The 23088-nt window shown below is 35.4% G+C and carries 17 protein-coding genes; 13 read left to right on the forward strand and 4 right to left on the reverse strand.

What is annotated here, in order from left to right:
• Positions 1 to 52: 52 nt before the first annotated feature.
• Both AC8GF4_RS00880 and AC8GF4_RS00885 read right to left on the reverse strand, forming a co-directional pair.
• Entirely contained in the window at positions 53 to 859 is an 807-nt protein-coding gene (locus AC8GF4_RS00880) for a hypothetical protein (protein WP_506591852.1), read from the reverse strand.
• A gap of 176 nt (positions 860 to 1035) precedes the next feature.
• Entirely contained in the window at positions 1036 to 3423 is a 2388-nt protein-coding gene (locus AC8GF4_RS00885; protein ID WP_506591854.1) for an arylsulfatase, read from the reverse strand.
• 398 nt (positions 3424 to 3821) lie between these two features.
• On the opposite strand from AC8GF4_RS00885, the gene AC8GF4_RS00890 reads away from it, so the two are divergent.
• The 8 genes from AC8GF4_RS00890 to AC8GF4_RS00925 all read left to right on the forward strand — a co-directional run bounded on the left by AC8GF4_RS00890 (position 3822) and on the right by AC8GF4_RS00925 (position 14801).
• Positions 3822 to 5216: a PSP1 domain-containing protein gene (locus tag AC8GF4_RS00890; protein ID WP_506591856.1), complete on the forward strand. Its 1395-nt coding sequence runs from the start codon at positions 3822 to 3824 to the stop codon at positions 5214 to 5216.
• Complete coding sequence (locus tag AC8GF4_RS00895) at positions 5200 to 5679, forward strand: gliding motility lipoprotein GldH (RefSeq protein WP_506591858.1); 480 nt, start codon at positions 5200 to 5202, stop codon at positions 5677 to 5679. The genes AC8GF4_RS00890 and AC8GF4_RS00895 overlap by 17 nt, the downstream gene beginning before the upstream one ends.
• A gap of 9 nt (positions 5680 to 5688) precedes the next feature.
• On the forward strand, positions 5689 to 8007 hold the full coding sequence (locus tag AC8GF4_RS00900) for a penicillin-binding protein 1A (RefSeq protein WP_506591860.1): 2319 nt from the start codon (positions 5689 to 5691) through the stop codon (positions 8005 to 8007).
• Between the two features lie 313 nt (positions 8008 to 8320).
• Positions 8321 to 9022, forward strand: coding sequence for a CoA transferase subunit A (locus AC8GF4_RS00905; RefSeq protein WP_506591862.1), 702 nt, complete (start codon positions 8321 to 8323; stop codon positions 9020 to 9022).
• A gap of 100 nt (positions 9023 to 9122) precedes the next feature.
• Positions 9123 to 9782 carry a CoA transferase subunit B gene (locus AC8GF4_RS00910; protein WP_506591864.1) on the forward strand — a complete coding sequence of 220 codons (660 nt, stop codon included), beginning with the start codon at positions 9123 to 9125 and terminating at the stop codon, positions 9780 to 9782.
• 106 nt (positions 9783 to 9888) lie between these two features.
• Entirely contained in the window at positions 9889 to 10518 is a 630-nt protein-coding gene (locus tag AC8GF4_RS00915; RefSeq protein ID WP_506591866.1) for an outer membrane beta-barrel protein, read from the forward strand.
• Between the two features lie 162 nt (positions 10519 to 10680).
• The gene (locus AC8GF4_RS00920; protein WP_506591868.1) at positions 10681 to 11289 is read left to right on the forward strand and encodes an outer membrane beta-barrel protein; all 609 of its coding nucleotides are present in this window, start codon (positions 10681 to 10683) and stop codon (positions 11287 to 11289) included.
• Positions 11290 to 11498: 209 nt separating this feature from the next.
• Positions 11499 to 14801 carry a M4 family metallopeptidase gene (locus AC8GF4_RS00925; protein ID WP_506591870.1) on the forward strand — a complete coding sequence of 1101 codons (3303 nt, stop codon included), beginning with the start codon at positions 11499 to 11501 and terminating at the stop codon, positions 14799 to 14801.
• 78 nt (positions 14802 to 14879) lie between these two features.
• Here AC8GF4_RS00925 and AC8GF4_RS00930 read toward each other — a convergent pair whose 3' ends face one another.
• Both AC8GF4_RS00930 and AC8GF4_RS00935 read right to left on the reverse strand, forming a co-directional pair.
• On the reverse strand, positions 14880 to 16481 hold the full coding sequence (locus tag AC8GF4_RS00930) for a fumarate hydratase (RefSeq protein WP_506591872.1): 1602 nt from the start codon (positions 16479 to 16481) through the stop codon (positions 14880 to 14882).
• Between the two features lie 680 nt (positions 16482 to 17161).
• Entirely contained in the window at positions 17162 to 18601 is a 1440-nt protein-coding gene (locus tag AC8GF4_RS00935) for a spore maturation protein (protein WP_506591874.1), read from the reverse strand.
• 738 nt (positions 18602 to 19339) lie between these two features.
• On the opposite strand from AC8GF4_RS00935, the gene AC8GF4_RS00940 reads away from it, so the two are divergent.
• The 5 genes from AC8GF4_RS00940 to AC8GF4_RS00960 are packed head-to-tail and all read left to right on the forward strand — an operon-like array spanning position 19340 to position 22976.
• Positions 19340 to 19765, forward strand: a complete 426-nt coding sequence (locus tag AC8GF4_RS00940; RefSeq protein WP_506591876.1) for a DUF2452 domain-containing protein — start codon at positions 19340 to 19342, stop codon at positions 19763 to 19765.
• A 33-nt stretch (positions 19766 to 19798) separates the two neighbouring features.
• A complete protein-coding gene (locus tag AC8GF4_RS00945; RefSeq protein ID WP_506591878.1) occupies positions 19799 to 20107 on the forward strand; it encodes a TIGR03643 family protein in 309 nt (102 codons plus the stop codon).
• On the forward strand, positions 20108 to 20746 hold the full coding sequence (locus AC8GF4_RS00950) for a flavin reductase family protein (protein ID WP_506591880.1): 639 nt from the start codon (positions 20108 to 20110) through the stop codon (positions 20744 to 20746).
• A complete protein-coding gene (locus AC8GF4_RS00955) occupies positions 20743 to 22251 on the forward strand; it encodes a cryptochrome/deoxyribodipyrimidine photo-lyase family protein (protein WP_506591882.1) in 1509 nt (502 codons plus the stop codon). The genes AC8GF4_RS00950 and AC8GF4_RS00955 overlap by 4 nt, the downstream gene beginning before the upstream one ends.
• Positions 22248 to 22976 carry a YqjF family protein gene (locus AC8GF4_RS00960; RefSeq protein WP_506591884.1) on the forward strand — a complete coding sequence of 243 codons (729 nt, stop codon included), beginning with the start codon at positions 22248 to 22250 and terminating at the stop codon, positions 22974 to 22976. Before AC8GF4_RS00955 ends, AC8GF4_RS00960 begins: the two co-directional genes overlap by 4 nt.
• Positions 22977 to 23088: the final 112 nt, after the last annotated feature.

Raw genomic sequence — 23088 nt, forward strand, 5'->3', positions numbered from 1 at the left:
AACCATTCCGTTTTAAATGGAATAGGATTTTTACTTTACAGTTGATAAATTTTTATTTCGGAAAAACAAAATTCAAAACTGCTCTAATTCCAAAATCGGGTCTGCTACCTGCAGGAACGGATACCGGAATACGCGGCCCAACGGCCAATTGTACCATTTGAGTTCCTAGTTTCGTAAGACCGCTTATGGTTGGATTAAAGTAAACAGCTGTATCATTTCCTTCCCAGTTTTGTGTGATTTCAAAGTTTCCACCAGCTCCGGCTCCACTTTTCCAGTTGTACGTCACGAACGGTTGAATGAACATTTGGTTCACATCGGCTCGGTCTTTACTACCTGCTACTGACCATATCTGGTTGACCAAGGCTCCATACGTCCAACCGTTGGCTTGTTTCAAAAGTATGGCTGTGGGTCCTACACCCAGTTTTTCGGTACCCAATAATTTTTCGGTGGCGGTGGGTACTAAGATTGCAGGTCCAACACCCCATGTCAATCCGTTTTTGGCTTCGGCAGGGGAGAAAAACGCACTTACCACAGCATCGCTTAATCCGGTTTGTTTTACTCCGGGTGCTGTTATGTTTTGTTGTGTTATAATGGGCAACACCACACGAGTTATCACATTCAAGCTTGGCGATAACGAAATTGGTATCACGGGTTGAAAATTCAAGGTATTTCTCGAACCATTGTAGGCGCCAATCCCCACATCGGTATTGTTTTGAAACGGCACACTGATAAGCGATGCAACAGGATTTGATAATTTTTTGGCCAAATCTGCGGCACTTTGGGCAGGTTTGTCTTCTTGTGAAAATACTAGACTCGTACAAAAAACACCCAACAGTAAGAAATAAGTATTTGTTTTCATTACTTAAATTTTTAGTTTTTTATAAATAAGAAATTATCAAAATAGGTTTTGGATTCTTTCCTTTTTTGCAATTCTGTTTTTAGAAAAAAACCAACGATTATCATACAGACAATCGTTGGTTTTTAAATTCAGTTCTTTCATTTACTGAAAATTATAATCATTTCGTTACAAAACAATTATTCTTTACTAAAAGCTCTAGCAGCTTCTCTTTCTAAGTCAAGATATTGTTCTTTACCAGTATTAACAGTTACAAAACTAATTTCACCACCTTCAAATTCTCCCGGGGAATTGTATTGTTTGCTCACTGGGTCACCACTATCAAAACCTACACAAAGACCATCACCCACAAGGGTAAATTTCCCAACTTGAGCAGTCATTGCTCCCGTGGCAACTTCTTTGTCGTTGATATACAATTTAGCAGTACCCAAAGATTCTCCATGTTCACCTGCTTTTTCTTTGGTAAATTCAACACCAAAAGTGTATTTTCCAGGCTTAAGCGTTTCTGCAGACACTAGTTGTTGTTCTTTGATACCCAAGAAATTGTACACATAATACAATTTATGATCTTTTATAAACAAACTATGACCTCCAAAACGAGAACCGTGTGCAAAAATCACACCTTTTGCATCGGCAGTAATTTCTACATTAGAAACAATCTTGAATGATTTTCCTCTAACACTAACCGCCACAGCTTCTGGCACTTGACTAGTATGTGGATAATACGTATAACTGTCTGTTGCTTTTTCCTCTGTAGGTCTTTCTATATTAAGAATTTGAACTGCTGTTCGGTCATCCAGCGGCAAAGCTTGATTTTTATTGGCTTCCTCCAACCATAATTTTTTTAGTGCTTCTAATTTTTCCGGATTCTTTTTGGCTAAGTCAACAGACTCTGAACGATCTATATCTACATGATACAATTCCCATTTGTCTTGGTCAAACTTTCCTTTGTCTGTTAATGGTGCATGCACCGCAATGGCTTTCCAACCGTCTTGCCAAATGGCACGGGTTCCCAACATAGCAAAATACTGTACGTGTTTTTGAGTAGGATCGTTTGGTTTTGCATCAAAACTATATTTCATAGAAACACCAGATAATGGATATTGCTCCACTCCTTTGTATACTTTAGGCATTTCTAGTCCACAAATCTCAAGAATAGTAGGAACAATGTCCACGGCATGGTGGTATTGATTGCGAATTTCGCCTTTGGCTTTGATTCCTTTTGGCCAAGTGATAGTCAATGGACAATCTGTACCTCCCGCATAATTTGCATAACGCTTAAACATTTTGAAAGGAGTAGACAATGCTGCCGCCCATCCTGTTGGGTAATGCTCATACGTATTTGGACCACCCAATTCATCAATCAATTTCATGTTCTCAGTTAAATCATCAGGGAAACCGTTAAAAAATTTATTCTCATTAACAGAACCATTTGGGCTACCTTCTCCCGATGCTCCGTTATCAGATGCATACATGATAACCGTATTTTCATATTGACCAGTCTTTTTTAGATAGTCAACAATTCGACCTATTTCTACATCGGTATATTCAGAAAAAGCGGCGTAAACTTCACACAAACGAGAGAACAATTTTTTTTCGTCAGCAGTAAGTGTTTCCCAAGGGCGAACAGCATCTGCAGGAGAAGCCATTGCTGCTGGCATCGGATTCCATTCCGTCAATTTAGTACCTGCTGGTAAAATCCCTTTTTGAATCATACGAGGCAGTACCCATTTACGGTAGGCATCGTATCCATCATCAAATTTTCCTTTGTATTTGGCAATATAATCCGCTGGTGCTTGATGCGGTGCATGGTTGGCTCCAGGACAAAACCACATAAACCAAGGTTTTGACGGGTTGGCCGATTTTTGATCCCCAATCATTTTGATGGCTTGGTCTGCTAAATCTTTGGATAAATGATATCCTTTTTCTGGTCCATAAGGTGCTTCGATGGCATGATTATCCTCTGTTAAATCAGGATAAAACTGGTTGGTTTCCCCACCAATAAATCCATAAAAACGATCGTACCCTTGTTGCAACGGCCATTGACTTTTATTGGCCCCAGCCGAAAGATCGGTTTCTGGAACATTGTGGTCTTTTCCTAACCAAAAAGTACTCCATCCGTTATCGTTCAATATTTGAGCCATAGTAGCCGCTTGAGCAGGCAACTGGCAACTATACCCAGGAAATCCATTGGCACCTTCCGTAATTGCACCCATACCATTCAAGTTATGGTTACGCCCTGTATTTATACAAGAACGGGTTGGAGAACAAAGTGCAACTGTTTGCCATTGGGTATAAGTAATTCCGTCGGCAGCCAGTTTATCCATAGTAGGCATGTTGATTCTTCCACCATAAGGCGACCATGCTGCTAATCCTGTATCATCATAAAGGATGAATAAAATGTTTGGCGATCCTTCTGGTGCTTTTTTGCGGATAAAAGGAGCCCAGTCTGCTTTGGAGTCACGGACATCTAACTTAACAACCCCATTAAAAGCGGGTTGTTGCCCATAGCCACAGTAAGAAAGCAATACTATAACTACAATTACGAAAAGATTTTTTTGATTCATAAGGTTTGAAATATTAAATTAATTCACAATCAATTAAAAAATATATTTGATTTTGAAGACTAAAGGTAAAACAATTCCCTTTTCATATAAGGCATTAACACCTTAAAATTTCTTAATATTAAATAAAAAATTGATTATTATACCCAATTTAACAAACTAATGGTATAAAATAGTGCGATAAAATACCGAATAAGTTGGAATACCTTATCAATAAAAAGAATCAAAAATCATAAACAAATAATATTTTTAAAGGATTAAATTCCCAAAATTATTTAGTATAAATTTATGATTATTTGCCTTTTTTAGCTCTTGTAACATAAACCAAAAAAATACTATCTTTACCCATTAAACGTAATACGAACTTAAATTGCTTCAATAGCATTACTACATATATCATTATGGCATGTACAAGTTGTTCAACTTCTACTGGTGGTGCACCAGGAGGTTGTAAAAATAATGGGACTTGCGGCACCGATAGCTGCAACAAATTGACTGTTTTTGACTGGCTTTCGAACATGAGTTTGCCCAATGGGGAAGCTCCTTTTGACTGTGTGGAAGTCCGTTTCAAAAACGGAAGAAAAGAGTTTTACCGCAATACCGAGAAATTGACATTGAGTATGGGCGATATCGTGGCAACCGTTGCTTCACCTGGACACGATATAGGAATAGTGACTTTGACAGGCGAGTTGGTAAAAATTCAAATGAAGAAAAAAGGGGTCAATCATTTAAGCAATGAGGTTCCAAAAATATATCGAAAAGCATCTCAAAAAGATATTGACATTTGGTCTACAGCCAGAGCCAAAGAAGAGCCTATGAAAGTTCGCGCTCGTGAATTGGCTATTGCTCAAAAGCTTGAAATGAAAATTTCGGATATTGAGTTTCAAGGCGATGGTTCCAAAGCTACTTTTTATTATACGGCCAATGATAGAGTCGATTTTAGGCTTTTAATCAAAGACTTTGCAAAAGAATTCAGCACTAGAGTCGAAATGAAACAAGTGGGTTTTCGTCAAGAAGCCGCTCGTTTGGGCGGAATCGGTTCTTGCGGAAGAGAATTGTGCTGTTCGACTTGGCTAACGGATTTTAGAAGTGTAAATACTTCTGCAGCACGTTACCAGCAATTGTCTTTAAATCCACAAAAACTAGCCGGTCAATGTGGTAAATTAAAATGTTGTTTGAATTACGAATTGGATACTTACATGGATGCTTTGAAAGATTTTCCAGAGTTTGAAACCAAATTGGTAACCGAAAAAGGGGATGCTATTTGTCAAAAACAAGATATTTTCAAAGGGCTAATGTGGTTTGCTTATACTAACAATTTTGCCAACTGGCACATTTTAAAAATTGATCAGGTTAAAGAAATTGTAGCCGAAAACAAGTTGAAAAACAAAGTTTCGTCCTTGGAAGATTATGCCATTGAAGTAGTTGCAGAACCAGAACAAAATTTTAACAATGCGATGGGTCAAGAAAGTTTAACGCGTTTTGACCAACCAAAGAGAAAGAAAAAACCAACGAAAAAACCTAGAATTGCTGGTGAAAATGTAATTGTTCCCAATACAGCTAACAAACCTGCCGTTGCAAAAATCACTCCAATTAACAAGGAAGCCAATCCAAATCAAAACAATCCGAATCAAAAAGGACCAAATCCGAATCCGAACAACAACAATCGAAACAACAATCGCAATAAAAATAACAACCGCAATAAGTCAAATTCTGATCGCCCAGCAACAGCTGAGAACAAACCAGAACAACCTAGAAAACCCATAATTATTAAAAAGAATGAGAATAAAGAATAGTGTTTTACTCCTTTTGGTAGCAGTACTCCTTTTTTCGTGTGATAAAAAAAGAGTCTTTGACGAGTACAAATCAGTGGGCAGTGCTTGGAACAAAGACAGCATAGTCACTTTTGATTTGCCTGTTTTGGATTCGACAAAACGATATAATCTTTTTGTAAATGTAAGAGACAATGACAATTACAAATACAATAATTTATTTCTAATAGTGTCGTTAGAAAGTCCAAACGGATATACCAAAGTAGATACATTAGAATATCAAATGGCCAGTCCAGATGGTACATTACTGGGTGACGGATTTACAGACATTAAAGAAAGTAAATTGTATTACAAAGAAAATGTTCGCTTTAGAGGTACTTACAAAGTCCACATCAAACAAGCGGTGAGAGAAACAGGCAAAGTACCAGGCGTTGCATTTTTGGACGGAATTACTGAAGTAGGTTTTAGAATAGAAAAAAAAGAATAGATCACAATTATGGCTATTAAAAAAAATAATACTCCGACAAAAAACATCAATAAAGATGTCAAATATTATTCTAGAAAGTTTTGGAAAATTTTCTTTTACGGATTAGGAATTGTTGCTTTGTTCTTCCTATTTGCCTCTTGGGGTCTTTTTGGATCCATGCCATCCTTTGAAGATTTAGAAAATCCAGATTCTAATTTGGCTACTGAAATCATCTCTTCGGATGGGGTTGTGTTAGGGAAATATTTCAAGCAAAACCGATCGGCACTTAAGTATTCGGATTTGCCAAAAAATCTCGTTCAAGCTTTGGTAGCCACCGAAGACTCTCGTTTTTACGAACACTCCGGAATTGATGGAAGAGGAACACTAAGAGCTATTGCCAGTTTGGGAACAAGCGGAGGAGCTAGTACCTTATCACAACAATTGGCCAAGCAATTATTTCACGGTGAGGGTTCTAAGTTTTTACCTTTTAGAATCGTTCAAAAAATGAAGGAATGGATTATCGCCATTCGACTAGAAAGACAATACACCAAAAACGAAATCATTGCCATGTATTGCAACGTTTACGATTTTGGGAATTACTCTGTTGGTGTAAGCTCTGCAGCCAAAACTTATTTCTCCAAAGAACCAAAGGATTTAACCATTGATGAATCGGCTATTTTGGTTGGAATGTTCAAAAATTCTGGGCTTTATAATCCTGTCAAAAATCCGGTTGGGGTAAAAAACCGTAGAAATGTTGTGCTTTCTCAAATGGAAAAAGCAAACATTATCACAGAAGATCAAAAACTTCAATTGCAAAGCTTACCTATTACATTACACTTTAAATTAGAAAGTCACAGAGAAGGAACTGCCACTTATTTTAGAGAGTACCTTCGTGATTATATGAAAAAATGGGTGGAAGAAAATAAAAAACCAGATGGATCCGATTACGATATTTACAAAGACGGTCTTAAAATATACACTACTATAGATTCTAGAATGCAAGCCTATGCCGAGGAAGCTGTATCTGCTCACATGGCAAACTTACAAGAAGAGTTTTTTATTCAAAACAAAGACAATAAAAATGCTCCTTTTGTAAACATTACTGAAGCTGAAACGCAACGCATTATCAATCAAGCCATGAAATCATCTCACCGATGGACAGCCTTGAAAGAGCAAGACAAAAGTGATGAGGAAATCATTGAATCTTTTAAAGTAAAAACAAATATGACTGTATTTACTTGGAAAGGGGAAAGAGATACCATTATGACACCACTAGACTCTATTCGGTATTACAAACACTTTTTGCAAGCCGGTGTAATGTCAATGGAACCACAAACCGGAAATATTAAAGTTTGGGTAGGTGGAATAAATTACAAATATTTTCAATACGATCACGTAGGTCAAGGTGCCAGACAAGTAGGATCAACTTTCAAACCCTTTGTTTATGCTACCGCAATCGAACAATTGAATATGTCTCCTTGTGATTCCATTCTGGATGGACCCTTTATAATACGAAAAGGGCGTCACCACGTTACCGAAGATTGGGAACCAAGAAACTCCGACAACAAATACCGCGGAATGGTTACTTTAAAACAAGCTTTAGCCAATTCGATTAATACGGTTTCTGCTAAACTTATTGACAAAGTAAGTCCAGAAGCAGTGATTGAATTAACACACAAATTGGGTGTAAAATCCGAAATCGTAACGCAACCATCTATCGCATTAGGAGCTGTAGAAATTACGGTTGAAGATATGGTTGCTGCTTTCAGTACTTTTGCCAATCAAGGAGTGTATACCAAACCACAATTTTTAGCAAAAATCGAAAACAAAAGTGGAGAAATAATCTATGAACCCATTCCAGAATCGCATGATGTGTTAAATAAGGACATTGCATTTGCTATTATAAAATTACTAGAAGGAGTAACTGAAACAGGTTCTGGAGCACGATTACGAACTCAAGGAGGAGGAAGCGGAGACAATCGTTGGACAGGATATCCCTATATGTTTACCAACCCAATTGCTGGAAAAACTGGGACTTCACAAAACCAATCTGATGGGTGGTTTATGGGAATGGTACCCAACTTAGTAACTGGAGTCTGGGTAGGTTGCGAAGACCGTTCGGCACATTTCAAAAGTCTTACTTATGGACAAGGAGCTGCAGAAGCATTACCAATTTGGGGTTATTATATGAAAAAATGCTACGAAGACAAAACTTTAAAAGTATCCAAAGAATCCTTTGAAAGACCAGCCAATCTTTCTATAAAAGTAGATTGTTACACACCTAGAGCAGCAACGGTAGTAGATACAACTGCTACTCCTGAACAAGATACCGAGGAATTTGCTATGTAAAAAATTGTAGGGCGTGACAGCAATAAAAAAAGGGACTAACTCAGCATACGTGCTAGTTGTCCCTTTTTTTAGTGCTGTCGGGCTATATGGGCTACTTCGGTAGTTTCCGCCTATCCCTCACGCAAATTCTGGAAACCAACAAATTTTAGTATTCCAAATCAATACGAATCTTTTACTAAATTCACTTTATAGATTCATTATATACAATTGAAGTAGTTTTTTTATTGCTTTAAATAATAAATCTTCATGGAAAACAAAAAATGACCTAATTTTACAACATCAAAGAAATCGATATAGTTCTAAATAAAACAGCATGATTAACAAAAAAGTAAATACCGTTCAAGAAGCCCTTCAAGGAATAGAAAATGGAATGACCCTTATGCTTGGTGGTTTCGGACTGTGTGGAATACCCGAAAACTCCATTGCCGAATTGGTTCAAAAAGAAGTCACAAACCTTACTTGTATCTCCAACAATGCTGGTGTAGATGATTTTGGACTCGGTTTGCTTTTGCAAAAAAAACAAATCAAAAAAATGATTTCTTCCTACGTAGGAGAAAATGCAGAATTTGAACGTCAAATGCTCTCGGGCGAACTTGAAGTAGACCTGATCCCACAAGGAACTTTAGCCGAAAGATGCCGAGCTGCTCAAGCTGGGATTCCTGCCTTTTTCACTCCAGCGGGTTTCGGAACCGAAGTCGCCGAAGGCAAAGAAGTTCGTGAATTCAATGGCAAAATGCACATTATGGAACACGCCTTCAAAGCCGATTTCGCTATTGTAAAAGCCTGGAAAGGCGATACAGCAGGAAACCTCATCTTCAAAGGAACAGCAAGAAATTTCAATCCCTGTATGTGTGGCGCTGCCAAAATCACTGTGGCCGAAGTAGAAGAATTGGTCGAAGCTGGAACATTAGATCCCAATCAAATTCATATTTCTGGTATTTTAGTACAGCGTATTTTTCAAGGTAAAAAATACGAGAAACGTATTGAGCAAAGAACGACGAGGAAAAGAGGTTAGAAAATAGAGGTTAGAAAATAGAGAATAGAATAAAGAGATAAGATATACCTGCTAGAATTTTTTAGATCTTTTAGATTATTTAAACTTTACAAAAAAAAACATGGCATTAGATAAAATAGGAATTGCAAAACGAATTGCACAAGAATTAAAAGACCGTTATTTCGTGAACTTAGGAATCGGAATACCCACTTTGGTAGCCAACTATATCCCGAATGGAATTGATGTCGAATTTCAAAGCGAAAATGGTGTTCTGGGTATGGGTCCTTTCCCTTTTGAAGGTGACGAAGATGCAGATATCATCAATGCCGGAAAACAAACCATAACGACCTTGCCGGGAGCTTCTTTTTTTGACTCCGCTACTAGTTTCGGAATGATTCGTGGGCAACACGTGGATTTGACCATACTTGGTGCCATGGAAGTTTCCGAAAATGGGGATATTGCCAACTGGAAAATACCCGGAAAAATGGTCAAAGGAATGGGTGGCGCGATGGATCTTGTGGCTTCTGCCGAGAATATCATAGTAGCGATGATGCACGTCAACAAAGCAGGAGAATCCAAAATTCTTAAAAAATGCACTTTGCCCTTAACCGGCGTGGGTTGCGTGAAAAAGGTAGTAACTGAATTGGCAGTTCTCGAAATCACACCAAAAGGGTTTAAACTTTTGGAGCGTGCTCCTGGAGTTACTGTAGAACATATTATTGCCTCGACTGAAGCTGACTTAATTATTGATGGAGAAATTCCGGAAATGGTTATAATGTAAAATAGGAGCTGCTATTTTTTAGTAAAAAAGAGACAAAACAATTAACATAAGATTATGCATATAGTTATATTTGTTGTGTTATTTTCGCAAAAAAAATATATAATATATGAGAAATTACATTTGTTTTTTGATAATTTTTTTATTTACTACAAGTATTTTAGCACAAGAAAAAGGTTCAATTGTAGTAGACATTTATGGAAGTTACATTTTTTCTAATCGAATAAATTTTGATTATGGTCATGCAACCATTGGAAATGGTTTTGAATATGGTGCAGGTTTAGAATATTTTCCAATAAAATCTTCTTCAATCGAAATTAAATATTTAAGAACAGAAGCTTCAATGTTAGTTTATAAAGGAAATGGTGATCAAATACTTTTAGCTGATGACGATAAAGGAGCTATTAATTACATTTTAGTAGGTGGAAATCATTATTTTGATAGAGGAAAGAAAATAACACCCTATTTTGGTGGCGGAATTGGAATTGGAATAGTCGAAAATCCTAATAATCAAAACGATACTAACTTCGCTTGGGAAGTAAAAGGAGGAGTCAAAATAAAAACAGCTTCAATTGTTTCTTTAAGTCTTCAAGCAACTCTTCAATCAATGTTCGTAAATACTAATTATGGAAGCTATATTGGAGGGTATTGGGTTCCAAATACTGGTTCAAATTATTCTTCGTCTTTTCAATTTGGACTTGGAGCAATAGTAGGTTTTAATTTTAAACGTAACAAATAGTTTAAACTATAGAATACGATATGTTCAGACTCTTCTCAAGTTATTTTTGAACAGACTAAAAAAATATTAATCAGATTAAATAGTCAAAAAAAATTCAAATTTAACATAAAATTAGTGCAATTTTTTATTATTAGTTATATTTGCTCGAAACAAACTTAAATTATGAAAAATTTCAAATTAATACTGATTGCTTTTTTATTTTCTGCAGGAATGATGGCTCAAGATAGAGGATCAGTTGTACTTGATGTTTATGGCAGCTACGTTTTCTCAAATAGAGTAAACTTTGATTATGGACATGTAACAATTGGTGATGGTTTTCAATATGGTGCTGGATTAGAATTTTTTCCTCAAAAATCATCCGCTATAGAAATTAAATACTTAAGAATTGACCCAACGTTTAAAGTTGATGTACCTGGAAATATAGACGATAGAAAAGGAAATGGAGCTATAAACTATATATTATTAGGTGGTAATCATTATTTTGATAATGGAGGCAATGCAGTTCCATATTTTGGAGGAGGAATTGGTATGGGTATAGTTGAAGGTCCTTATGGAGGAAACGATACCAACTTTGCTTGGGAATTAAAAGGTGGTGTCAAAATAAAAACTGCATCTATTGTTTCTGTAAGTCTTCAAGCGTCACTTCAATCTATGATTGCTCCTGCTGGTACTGACACTTATTGGGGATACTGGGGGCCGATAGCTGTACAAGACTATGCGTACTCTTATCAATTTGGATTGGGTGCTGTAATTGGATTTAACTTCAAATAGTCAACCAACCTAAATAAATTTTTTAAAAAAAGGCAACTCAATTGAGTTGCCTTTTTTGCTATATATAAATTACTATTTTATAAAAAAACGACAAACAACGCATTAATACGTTATAAATCAATATAATATAAAACTTTTATCTAAAATTAATTATAAATTTGATTACCCCATTTTTCAAAAAAGTATATTAATTTTTAAATAATAGCATAATGAAAAATAAATTACTTCAAAAGGGGTGCTTTTTAATCCTTTTATCTTTTTCCACATTTACTTTATCGGCTCAGGAGGGTGATAAAAATGTATTAAAAAAAACCACAAACGAAAAAGGAATTCCCACCTTGATTACGTTTAATTCCAAATCGACTTATAAAACAGGGGATTTCCAACAGCTTTTCAAAGATCAATTGGGTATTAAAGAGAATTCAAATTTTGCTAGAATAAAATCGGAAACCGACAAATTAGGAGTTTCTCATGAAAAATTTCAATTGTACCATAATGGTATAAAAGTAGAATTTGCTACTTACACTTTGCATTCTTCCGCTGGGAAAATAAATTCTATGAATGGAGAATTATACAAAACCGATTTGTTGAATACCGTTCCAACTTTATCCAAAGACCAAGCATTTGCAAAAGCATTACAACAAATAGGCGCCCAAAAATACCTTTGGGAAACACCCGAAGATGCCAAAATGTTTAATTATAAAAAACCAGTTGGTGAATTGGTTTGGCTGCCTATATTAAATGGTGATACTTCGGACACAAAAGATACTCCCTTGAGATTAGCTTTTAAATTTGATGTTTATGCAACACAACCCGTAAGCAGAGGAGATATTTATATTGATGCGATAACAGGAGAAACCTTGTTTTATAATGCGATCATTAAACATATTGGGGAATTTAGTCACGGAAAAAAAGAAATAGAAGCACAAAATCAAAAGAAAATGATAGTAGCAGCCAATGCAGATACACGGTATTCCGGCTCACAAACTATTCAAACTACTTTAAGCGGAGCAAATTATATCCTAGCCGATGCTACAAGAGGTAATGGAATCAATACTTACAATATGCTACAAGGCAAAAACTACAATAATGCCGTTAATTTTACTGATGCAGATAATAACTGGACAACAGCTGAGTACAATAATGCCAACAAAGACAATGCAGCATTCGATGCTCATTGGGGTGCCGAAAAAACGTACGATTATTGGAGTAGTGTTCACGGAAGAAACAGTTTTGATAATGCTGGTGCTACCATCAAAAGTTATGTTCATTATGATGTTGCCTATGACAATGCCTATTGGAACGGATCGGTAATGACGTATGGAGACGGAAGCGGAACAAACTTTGATGCATTGACATCATTGGATGTTGCAGCACACGAGATTGGCCATGCCGTTTGCGAAAAAACAGCCAATCTTGCCTATCAAAAAGAATCTGGCGCTATGAACGAAGGTTTTTCGGATATTTGGGGAGCTTGTATTGAATATTTTGCAGCACCAACAAAATCGACTTGGTTAATAGGTGAAGATATTGAGAGACGTTCTGGTCATTTGTCATTACGCTCTATGAGTAATCCAAAAGCTGAAGGGCAACCAGACACTTATGGCGGAACCAACTGGAAGAATCCAAACTGTGGCTTCCCTTTTAGTTTCAATGATTATTGCGGCGTGCACACAAACAGTGGTGTTTTAAACCACTGGTTTTATATTCTATCTGTAGGTAAATCGGGAACAAATGACAAAGGAAATAGCTATGCTGTAACAGGAATTACAATAGACAAAGCGGCCAAAATAACTTATAGATTGGAAAGTATTTATCTTACAGCCAATTCCACGTATGCAGATGCAAGAACTTATGGAATACAATCGGCTACAGATCTTTATGGTACAGGATCCGCTGAGGTTATTGCTACAACGAATGCTTTTTATGCAGTAGGTGTTGGAGCGGCTTATGTTGGCCCATCCGATACAACTGCCCCATCAGCAATTTCAGATTTGGTAGCCTCAGGGACCACAGACACAACAACAAATTTATCTTGGACTGCTGCTACAGATAATGTGGCTGTAACAGGTTACAATGTATACAATGGCGCAACTTTGGTAACAACAGTGGTTGGAACTACTTATAATGTGACTGGTTTAATAGCTTCAACAACATATACTTTTACTGTAAAAGCAAAAGATGCCGCTGGTAATTTGGCAGCAGTAAGTAATAATGCAAGCATAACTACTTTATCAACGCCAATAGACAATACACCACCTACAGCTCCAACAGCTTTGACTGCTAGCGGAACAACGGATGTTTCAACCCTACTATCTTGGACAGCAGCAACAGACAATATTGCAGTAACAGGATACAACGTGTACAATGGCTCCACTTTAATAACTACTATGACAGGTACCACTTTTACAGTAACAGGCTTAAATGCAAGCACTGCCTATACATTTACAGTAAAAGCTAAAGACGCGGCGGGTAATCTTTCAGAGGCTAGTAATGACGCAATAATTAACACACTCACTACAGACACCACTCCTCCAACTGCTCCATCAGCATTGACTGCAAGCGGAACTACAGCATCTTCAACCAATTTATCTTGGACAGCTTCAACTGATAATGTCGCGGTTACAGGTTATAATGTCTATAATGGAGCTGTTTTAGTAACAACTGTAAGCACTACAACATTTACTATAACAGGATTGAATCCAAATACGGCTTATACTTTTACGGTTAAGGCAAAAGACGCAAAAGACAATTTATCTGTTGCTAGTAATGCTGCTTCTGTAACAACTCTTACCAATAGTCTTAGCTATTGCGCTTCTAAAGGGAAAAGCGTTGTGTATGAATTTATCGATTTTGTAGGTATTGGTGGAATAGCCAATACTACTGTAGCTAATGGAGGTTATGGGGATTTCACAAGTCAAACAGGAAATCTACCATTTGGAACGAATACTATAGTTTTAAGTGCAGGATATAAATCAACAGCATTTAAAGAATTTTGGGGCGTTTGGATTGACTTTAATCAAAATGGAACATTCGAGAATTCAGAAAAAATGGTGAATGCATCAACAACTACTGCTGCTAATAATTCGTTCACCTTTACAGTACCAAATACAGCTCTAGCAGGCACTACAAGAATGAGAGTTGCAATGAAAAGAGGATCTGCATCTACAGCTTGTGAAGCTTTGTATTACGGCGAAGTAGAAGATTATACTGTTAACATTGGTGTAAGTACCATTAGTGCATTTGCTTCCACAATTTCCAATACAATTGAAAGCAATGAGATCACTAATTATTTTACGATCTATCCGAATCCAACTAATTCTGTTTTAAACATTACTAATCCAGAAAACAAAAGGTTCTCCTATCGTATTATATCAAGTTCTGGAATGCAGATTGCTTCAGGAAATTTAATTGAAAATAGTGTTAACACCAGCAATTTAGGAATTGGAATTTATATACTGGAACTCAATGACGGTATTAAAACAATTACCAAATCTTTTATGAAAAAATAGAAGGAACTGTTTTAAAATCAAAAACCACAATTTCAGTTTATTTGAAATTGTGGTTTTTTGTTTTATAATTTAATCTTCCTAAAGGTTTTCAAAGAAATCATTTCCTTTATCATCTGTTATAATAAAAGCAGGAAAATCTTTAATAGTGATTTTACGAACCGCTTCCATTCCCAGTTCTTCAAAATCAACAACCTCAACCGAAAGAATATTTTCTTTGGCCAAGATAGCTGCAGGACCTCCAATAGAACCCAAATAGAATCCACCATAGGTTTTACATGCGTTCATCACCGCTTTGGTTCTGTTCCCTTTGGCTAGCATCACCATACTTCCGCCATTTTTTTGAAACTCTTCTACATACACATCCATTCTACCAGCAGTTGTTGGTCCAAAACTTCCCGAAGCCATTCCTTCTGGTGTTTTTGCTGGCCCCGCATAATAAATTGGGTGGTTTTTAAAGTATTCTGGCATTGGTTTACCCGCATCCAGTAATTCTTTGATTTTGGCGTGTGCAATATCACGAGCCACGATCAACGTTCCATTCAGTTTCAAACGGGTTTTAATAGGATATTGCGATAATTTTTTAAGAATATCGGCCATTGGCTGGTTTAAATCAATTTCAACAGCGGGTTCCAAATGCGGAGCTGTTTCTGGCAACAAACGTTTTGGATTTACTTCCAATTGTTCAACAAAAATACCATCTTTGGTGATTTTTCCTTTGATATTTCTATCGGCAGAACAGGAAACTCCCAATCCAACTGGACAAGAAGCGGCGTGACGTGGCAAACGAATCACGCGTACATCATGTGTGAAATATTTACCACCAAATTGTGCGCCAATCTGACTTTCTTGACAAATTAATTGTACTCTTTTTTCCCATTCCAAATCTCGGAAAGCTTGACCTGCCATGTTTCCAGAAGTAGGCAAATGATCAAAATAACCTGCTGATGCTTTTTTAACCGTAGCCAAATTCGCTTCTGCAGATGTTCCTCCTATCACCAATGCCAAGTGATATGGTGGACATGCAGAAGTTCCTAAGTCTCTAATTTTGGCACGAACGAATTCATCTAATGATTTTTCATTCAACAACGATTTTGTCTGTTGGTATAAATAGGTTTTGTTGGCAGAACCTCCACCTTTTGCTAAAAACAAAAACTCATAAGAAGCTCCCTTTTTGGCATAAATATCTATTTGAGCGGGAAGATTCGAACCTGAATTTTTTTCTTCAAACATACTTATCGGCACAATTTGGGAATAGCGAAGGTTTCTCTCTTGATACGTGTTAAAAATCCCTTTTGAAAGCCATTCGGCATCATCGACACCTGTATATACATTTTCACCTTTTTTGGCCATTACAATCGCTGTTCCTGTATCCTGACAAGAAGGTAATTCCCCTTCGATAGCCACAACAGCATTCTGTAACAAATTATAAGCCACAAAACGGTCGTTATCGGTGGCTTCTGGGTCGTCAAGAATTGCTTTTAGTTTTTCTAAATGTGCAGTACGCAACATAAAAGAAACATCTTTCAACGCTTCTTGAGCCAACAACTCCAACCCTTTGGGGTCAACAGTCAAGATTTCTCTATCTCCTAGTTGTTCTACTTTTACATAATCGGAAGTGATTTTACGGTATTGGGTGTCGTCTTTTAAAATTGGATAAGGATCCTGGTATATAAAGTCCATAATTTGATTTTTTTTAGAAAGCCAAATATAAGAATTGTATAAAGAACAGAAACTGATTTATATCAACTAATGTTTTAGAATTGTTATAAATTAGGTTTGATTATTTAAGTTTTTTAAAATATCTAAAAACTAAATAACCAAAAAAAGCAAAAGCAGAAAAGAGAAAAATCTGCCATAATAATAAACCTAAAGAGAAAGCATTAATTTCCATAAGTAATTGTCTTATTTATATTTATATTCCCAATCGAACTATTGACTTTTATGAAGTTGTTCCATTTCATTTAATAAAGAAAATGGTACTACCACGAATTGAGTTGCTTTTATAATTATTAAAAAAAAGTTAGACACGAATTGCACTAATTTACACGAAAAACAGTGTGTTTTAATTTGCTTCGCCTATTCACCTTTCAGGCTCGGGTCACAAATCCAAGTGAAGTCTTAAATTGGTGTAATTCAAATTTTAGGTTAATAGAATTTGTGATAATTCGTGTAATTCGTGGTAAAAATTTTTTACCCACACAATTCGTGGTAGAACCAAGAAAATACTTCATTAACTTAACAAACTCGTAATTAAAAATAGAATAACCAATCCTATAGCGATGTATTTCGTGTATTTTGACATTTTTTATTTTTTTAGATTAATATTAATTTTTTTATTTTTAAAAATGGAAAGTTGAACTTTAAAAAAACCAACTCGCTACCAAAATAGCGGTTATTACACAAATCAAATCAACCAGAAGCATGGTTCCTAAAGCATATCGGGTATTTTTTATATTAACGGAACCAAAGTAAACTGCAATAACATAAAAAGTACTCTCGGCACTACATTGAAAAATACTGCTTAATCTTCCTGTCATTGAATCGGCACCAAAAGTATTCATCGAATCTATTAAAAATCCACGAGATCCTGCAGAACTAAAAGGTCTAAGCAATGCTACCGGTAAAGCATCGGTGATTTCTTTACTCACTCCCAAATTAGAGAATCCAAAAGCAATCCATTCACTAATTATTTCAAACAAACCGCTGTTTCTAAATAAAGAAATAGCCACTAACATTCCTAAAACATAAGGAAAAATAGTAACACCCGTTTTTACTCCATTATTGGCTCCTGATACAAAGGTTTCATAAACCGTTGTATTCGCTTCTGTAAATTTCTTTTCTTTAATAAATGATAAGATTAGAGTAAAAGCAATAATTCCAACCAATATCAACGCTGAAAGATTAGAGGTAAAATAATTTTTGCCAATTAAATCCAAATGGTTTACATACATCAACAAACCGACAATTGCAGCTATTAACGTCATTAAACCGATTACCAAAGAAGCACTTTTGAAATTAATTTTTTGTTTAATTCCAACAATTAAAAAAGCAGCAATGGTACCGATAAAAGAGGTAATAATACAAGGCAACATTACATCGGCTGGATTGGTGGCATTAGCAGCAGCACGATAGCCAATGATAGACGTTGCAATTAAGGTAAGCCCCGAGGCATGCAAACACATGAACATGATTTGAGCATCACTGGCTTTGTCTTTATCTGGGTTTATTTCTTGTAAACTTTCCATGGCTTTTAATCCAAAAGGGGTAGCGGCCGAATCCAACCCCAAGAAATTGGCAGCAAAGTTTAACGTCATATAAGATATAGATGGGTGGTTTTTGGGAATACTCGGAAACACTTTCACAAATACCGGACTCAAAACTCTAGCCAGTTTTTCAGTCGCTCCAGAAATGATTAAAAGTTCCATCAATCCACAGAAAAAGGCCAAATAAGCAATAAGAGGTATGATTAAATCCAATAAGGTGCTTTTACAAGTTGGCAAAAGACCATCCGATTTTTGAACACCACTGAAAATCTTAACCGTTTTGTTTTTATAAACGTAAGTAGTATCAGCATTGATGGTGTCTCTGTTGATTATCATAGTTTGATCCGGCGCATTTTTGATACTGTCTTTGATAAAAACCGGAACTTGACTGATGTATTTTTCAGAAAGTAAAATGGGGTCGTCTTTTTTTCCATTCAAAATAAAATCAATAGTGTAACTATTGCCAGTAAACAAACTAATTACAACAAATACAATCGAAGAAATGAAAATAGCGAGCCAAAATCTACTTAATACCATAATTTTTAATTTTTGTAAATGTAATAATTAAAACACAAAACTAATTCTTGTGCTAAAATAGGTTTTTCAATTATATTTTAATTAATGACTATCCGCTAAGAAGACCATAATTATTTTTTCTTGGCAGAGATTTTACCCCCGAAAGCTTTCCTATCATGTGGACACATATAGTAGCCCTTTTTTTACATATTCTTAATAAATCAATTTTATTAAGATCCAGTTTTATCAGCAATTCTAAAATAGCCCGCGGTTTTAACCGTGGGTAATTTATCGATAAACATTTTTTTTTAGCCATTGAATCCTCCTTAATATTGTATCCAACGGTTGAAACCGTAGGAAATGGTATAATCAAATCGTTGTCAAGAGGAATTACTATAATAAATAGCTTTATTCAACACCCAAATTTTGGAGTTGTGTCCACACGATAGGAAAGCTTTCGGGGTTCACAAATTAATCTGTGGGAATTTGTGAAATCTGTGTCAAATAAACACATTTAAGTTTTTGCATTGATATACTAATTTGTATAAAAACTTTATTGGTATAAGTCACGGATAGTCATATTTTAATTTATAATTATTCAAATAGAAACCTGTTACATACAATTTATAAAAATAATTACTCCCAAGTTTTTCTTTTTTTAAACAAAAATAACATATCTTTGTTTAATCTTTTTAAATAATGATTAAACAAAAAAATTTTAATTTATTTGTTTTCTAGATTTCTAATGTATACAATAAGATGAAAAAACAAATACCAGATAATGTTGTCTATACCGAACAATATGGATATAATGCAAACGTTTTGCCTTATGCAACTAGTGTTGGTGCTCCAGTAATCAAAACAGATGATGTTGTGGCATGGAAAACCAGAGGCATCCATCAAGTAAACAAAGAGTTTGCGGATAAATTTAGTCAACTCAAAGATCAATACAATTCGTTGATGGAGGAATACCAATGGAACGAATTGGTATACAACTGTAAATTTTCATTTGAACCCGTAATAGGTGAAACGTATCACATGTACGCATACGCTGATGGCACTAATTTTTTATCATTAATAGGACCAAACGAATGGAATAAGGAACACATTGCATCTTTCAAACTCAATAGTGACAAAAAATGGATTAAACAGGATCAAGCAAAAGAGCAATTTGTAAAAATCTAAAAATCTAAATTTATACCTAAATATAATATAAAAATGCTAAGTACCTTTAATTTACCAACTACTCCTAGAACAAATCTGGATGCTATAGCAATAGACCGAATAATAGAAATGGCATGGGAAGATCGTACTCCTTTTGACGCGATCAAATTTCAATTTGGATTGTCAGAAGCAGATGTCAAAGCTTTAATGAAAAAGGAATTGAAATTTTCTAGCTATAAATTATGGCGAAAAAGAGTTGAAAATTGTAAAACCAAACATCTTTCAAAACGAAATGAAGGAATTGATCGATTTAAATGCAAACTTCAAAGAGCAATCACTAACAACAAAATTTCGAAAAGATAAATGACCAAAAGATATTTAAATTCTGAAGAAATAAAAAATTTACACACTAACAAAAACATCCATCTCATTAATAGTTTAGGAGGTTTCAAAAGTGTTGCTTTGATTGGTACAAAAGCAGAAACAGGAAATACCAATTTGGCTATTTTTAGCTCCATTTTTCATCTTGGTGCCAATCCGCCATTGATTGGTTTAATTTTCCGGCCTTCACAACCAATGAGAGATACTTTAAAAAATATTCTGGAGAATAAATATTATACCATCAATCACCTGAATGAAACTATTTATAGACAAGCACATCAAACTTCAGCACGATATGATGCTTCTGTTTCAGAATTTGACTGTACTGATTTAACTCCAGAATTCAAAAATGAATTTGAAGCTCCATTTGTAAAAGAAAGCAATGTACAAATAGGACTCATTTTTAGAGAAAAAATAGACATCGCTATCAATAATACGCACATGATCATTGGTGAAATTGTTCAAATATATTTTCCAGAAGAGTGTCAATCCCCTGATGGCTTTTTGGATCTTGAAAAAGCAAACACAATAACATGTTCAGGTTTGGATAGTTACCACAAAACGACAAAACTAGACCGACTCAGTTATGCAAAACCCAATATACCAATTACCTCCATTTGAAAAAAAAAGCCATAAATATTGTTTGGTTCAAAAGAGATTTACGCTTAGTGGACAACGAGGCACTTTTTAATGCGCAGCAGTCCGCCCTGCCCTTTTTATTGCTGTATTGTTTTGAACCTTCGGTAATGAATTATGCCGATTCTGATACAAGACATTGGCGTTTTGTATATGAATCGATACAAGATTTACAGCAAAAATTAAGTGTATCAAATTCCAAGTTTTACTTTTTTCAAAACGAAGCTATCACTATTTTTGAGGAATTACATTCAATTTATGATATAAAATCGGTTTTTTCACATCAAGAAATAGGCAACAAAATTACTTTTGAAAGAGATATAGTGTTACAGAAATTTTTTCTGAACAAAAATATCAATTGGGTAGAATCGCAAATGCACGGTGTCATTCGCAAATTAAAATCCAGAAAAGATTGGGACAAAAGTTGGGAAATGGTCATGCGATCTGAACCCAAAATGGTAACTATTGCAGACTTAAACTGTATCTATTTGAATGATTTAGTTTATAATAATCTAAAAGGAAACGAACTGACTCCTGAAATTACAACTCCGAATAAAAATTTTCAGCAAGGAGGCGAGCACTTAGCATGGCGGTATTTGGATAGTTTTGTCAAAGAACGTCATGTCAATTACAGCAAACACATTTCCAAACCAGCCTTAAGTCGCAGAGGATGTAGCCGATTGTCGCCTTACTTAACGTATGGAAATATTAGTATGCGCATGATTTATCAATACACCAATCAACATTACGAAAATTCTCCAAACAAAAGAGCAATGCTCAACTTTGTATCCCGTTTGCATTGGCATTGTCATTTTATACAAAAATTTGAGGACGAATGCCGAATGGAATTTGAAAATGTAAACAAAGCCTATGACCAATTAATCAAGCCAAAAAATCCAGTATACATTAAAGCATGGCAAGAAGGCAAAACAGGGGTGCCAATAGTAGATGCATGTATGCGATGTTTGGCAACTACGGGCTATATCAATTTTAGGATGCGGGCTATGGTGGTTTCCTTTTTTACATTTAATTTATGGCAAGACTGGCGCGAACTTCACTTTTTGGCCCGACAATTTTTAGATTACGAACCTGGAATTCACTATCCGCAATTGCAAATGCAATCGGGAACAACGGGTATTAACACCATTCGGATTTATAGTCCAATAAAAAATTCGGAAGAGCATGATCCAGAAGGTATTTTTATCAAACAGTGGCTACCAGAACTTTCAGATGTGCCGCTTTCGCTTCTTCACGAACCTTGGAAAATGAATAGTATAGAACAACAATTTTACAATTGCGAAATCGGAAAAGAATACCCTTCACCAATTGTAAATATTGAAGAAACGAGAAAATATGCTAGCGACATCGTTTGGAGTTTTAGAAAAAAAGATGAAGTACGAGAAGAAGGCAAGCGCATCTTAAAGAAGCATGTTTCCAATCCAAACTCTAAAAAAAGTAGTTTAAAATCCAAAAAGAAAACATCAAAATGAGTATTTTTTTAAAAGCAAATTGGGAGCATATTATAATGGCCAATTACAAAATTAATCCTGAAATACTGATGCCTTTTTTACCCAAAGGAGTAGAATTGGATTTGTTTGAAGGCAATGCATACGTGAGTCTAGTGGGTTTTATGTTTAAAAGCACCAAGCTTTTCAATATTCCAATTCCGAAACTGGGAACATTTGAAGAAATAAATTTACGGTTTTACGTAGTTCGAAAAGAGGGCGATCAAATCAAAAGAGGGGTGGTTTTTGTAAACGAAACCATTCCGTACCCAATTGTAGCCTGGATGGCAAACAAACTGTACAAAGAACATTATACCGTAGTGCCCACAAGACATCAAATCGATGAAATTCACGACACCAAGAAAGTACATTTCGAATGGCTATTGAATAACAAATGGAATAGTATAACTGTTGAAGCAAAGCAGGAAACAAAAAGGATGCAACCTGATAGTTTGGAACAATTTATATACGAACATTATTATGGGTACACCATGTTCAACGAGAAAAAAACATTAGAATATAAATTACAACATCCAAGCTGGAACACACATCAAATCTTGAATTACACCATTGAATGTGATTTTACGGCAATGTATGGCGAGACCTTTTCTGTATTAAACAATACACAACCCGAAGCTGTTTTTATGGCTGAAGGTTCTTTGGTAAAAATAGAATGGGAACGTACCCAATTAAAAGAAGTTTTATCATGAACTGTGCGTATAAAAAAACAAAGAAAATTTTTGCTATTAAGAGATAATGAAAGTTAAGTTCAACATGACTTAATCAACCTTAATGACTTAATGGTTCAAAGAAAAATTAAAT

This window comes from Flavobacterium rarum (SeqCode), assembly GCF_965234445.1.
Lineage (GTDB): Bacteria > Bacteroidota > Bacteroidia > Flavobacteriales > Flavobacteriaceae > Flavobacterium > Flavobacterium rarum.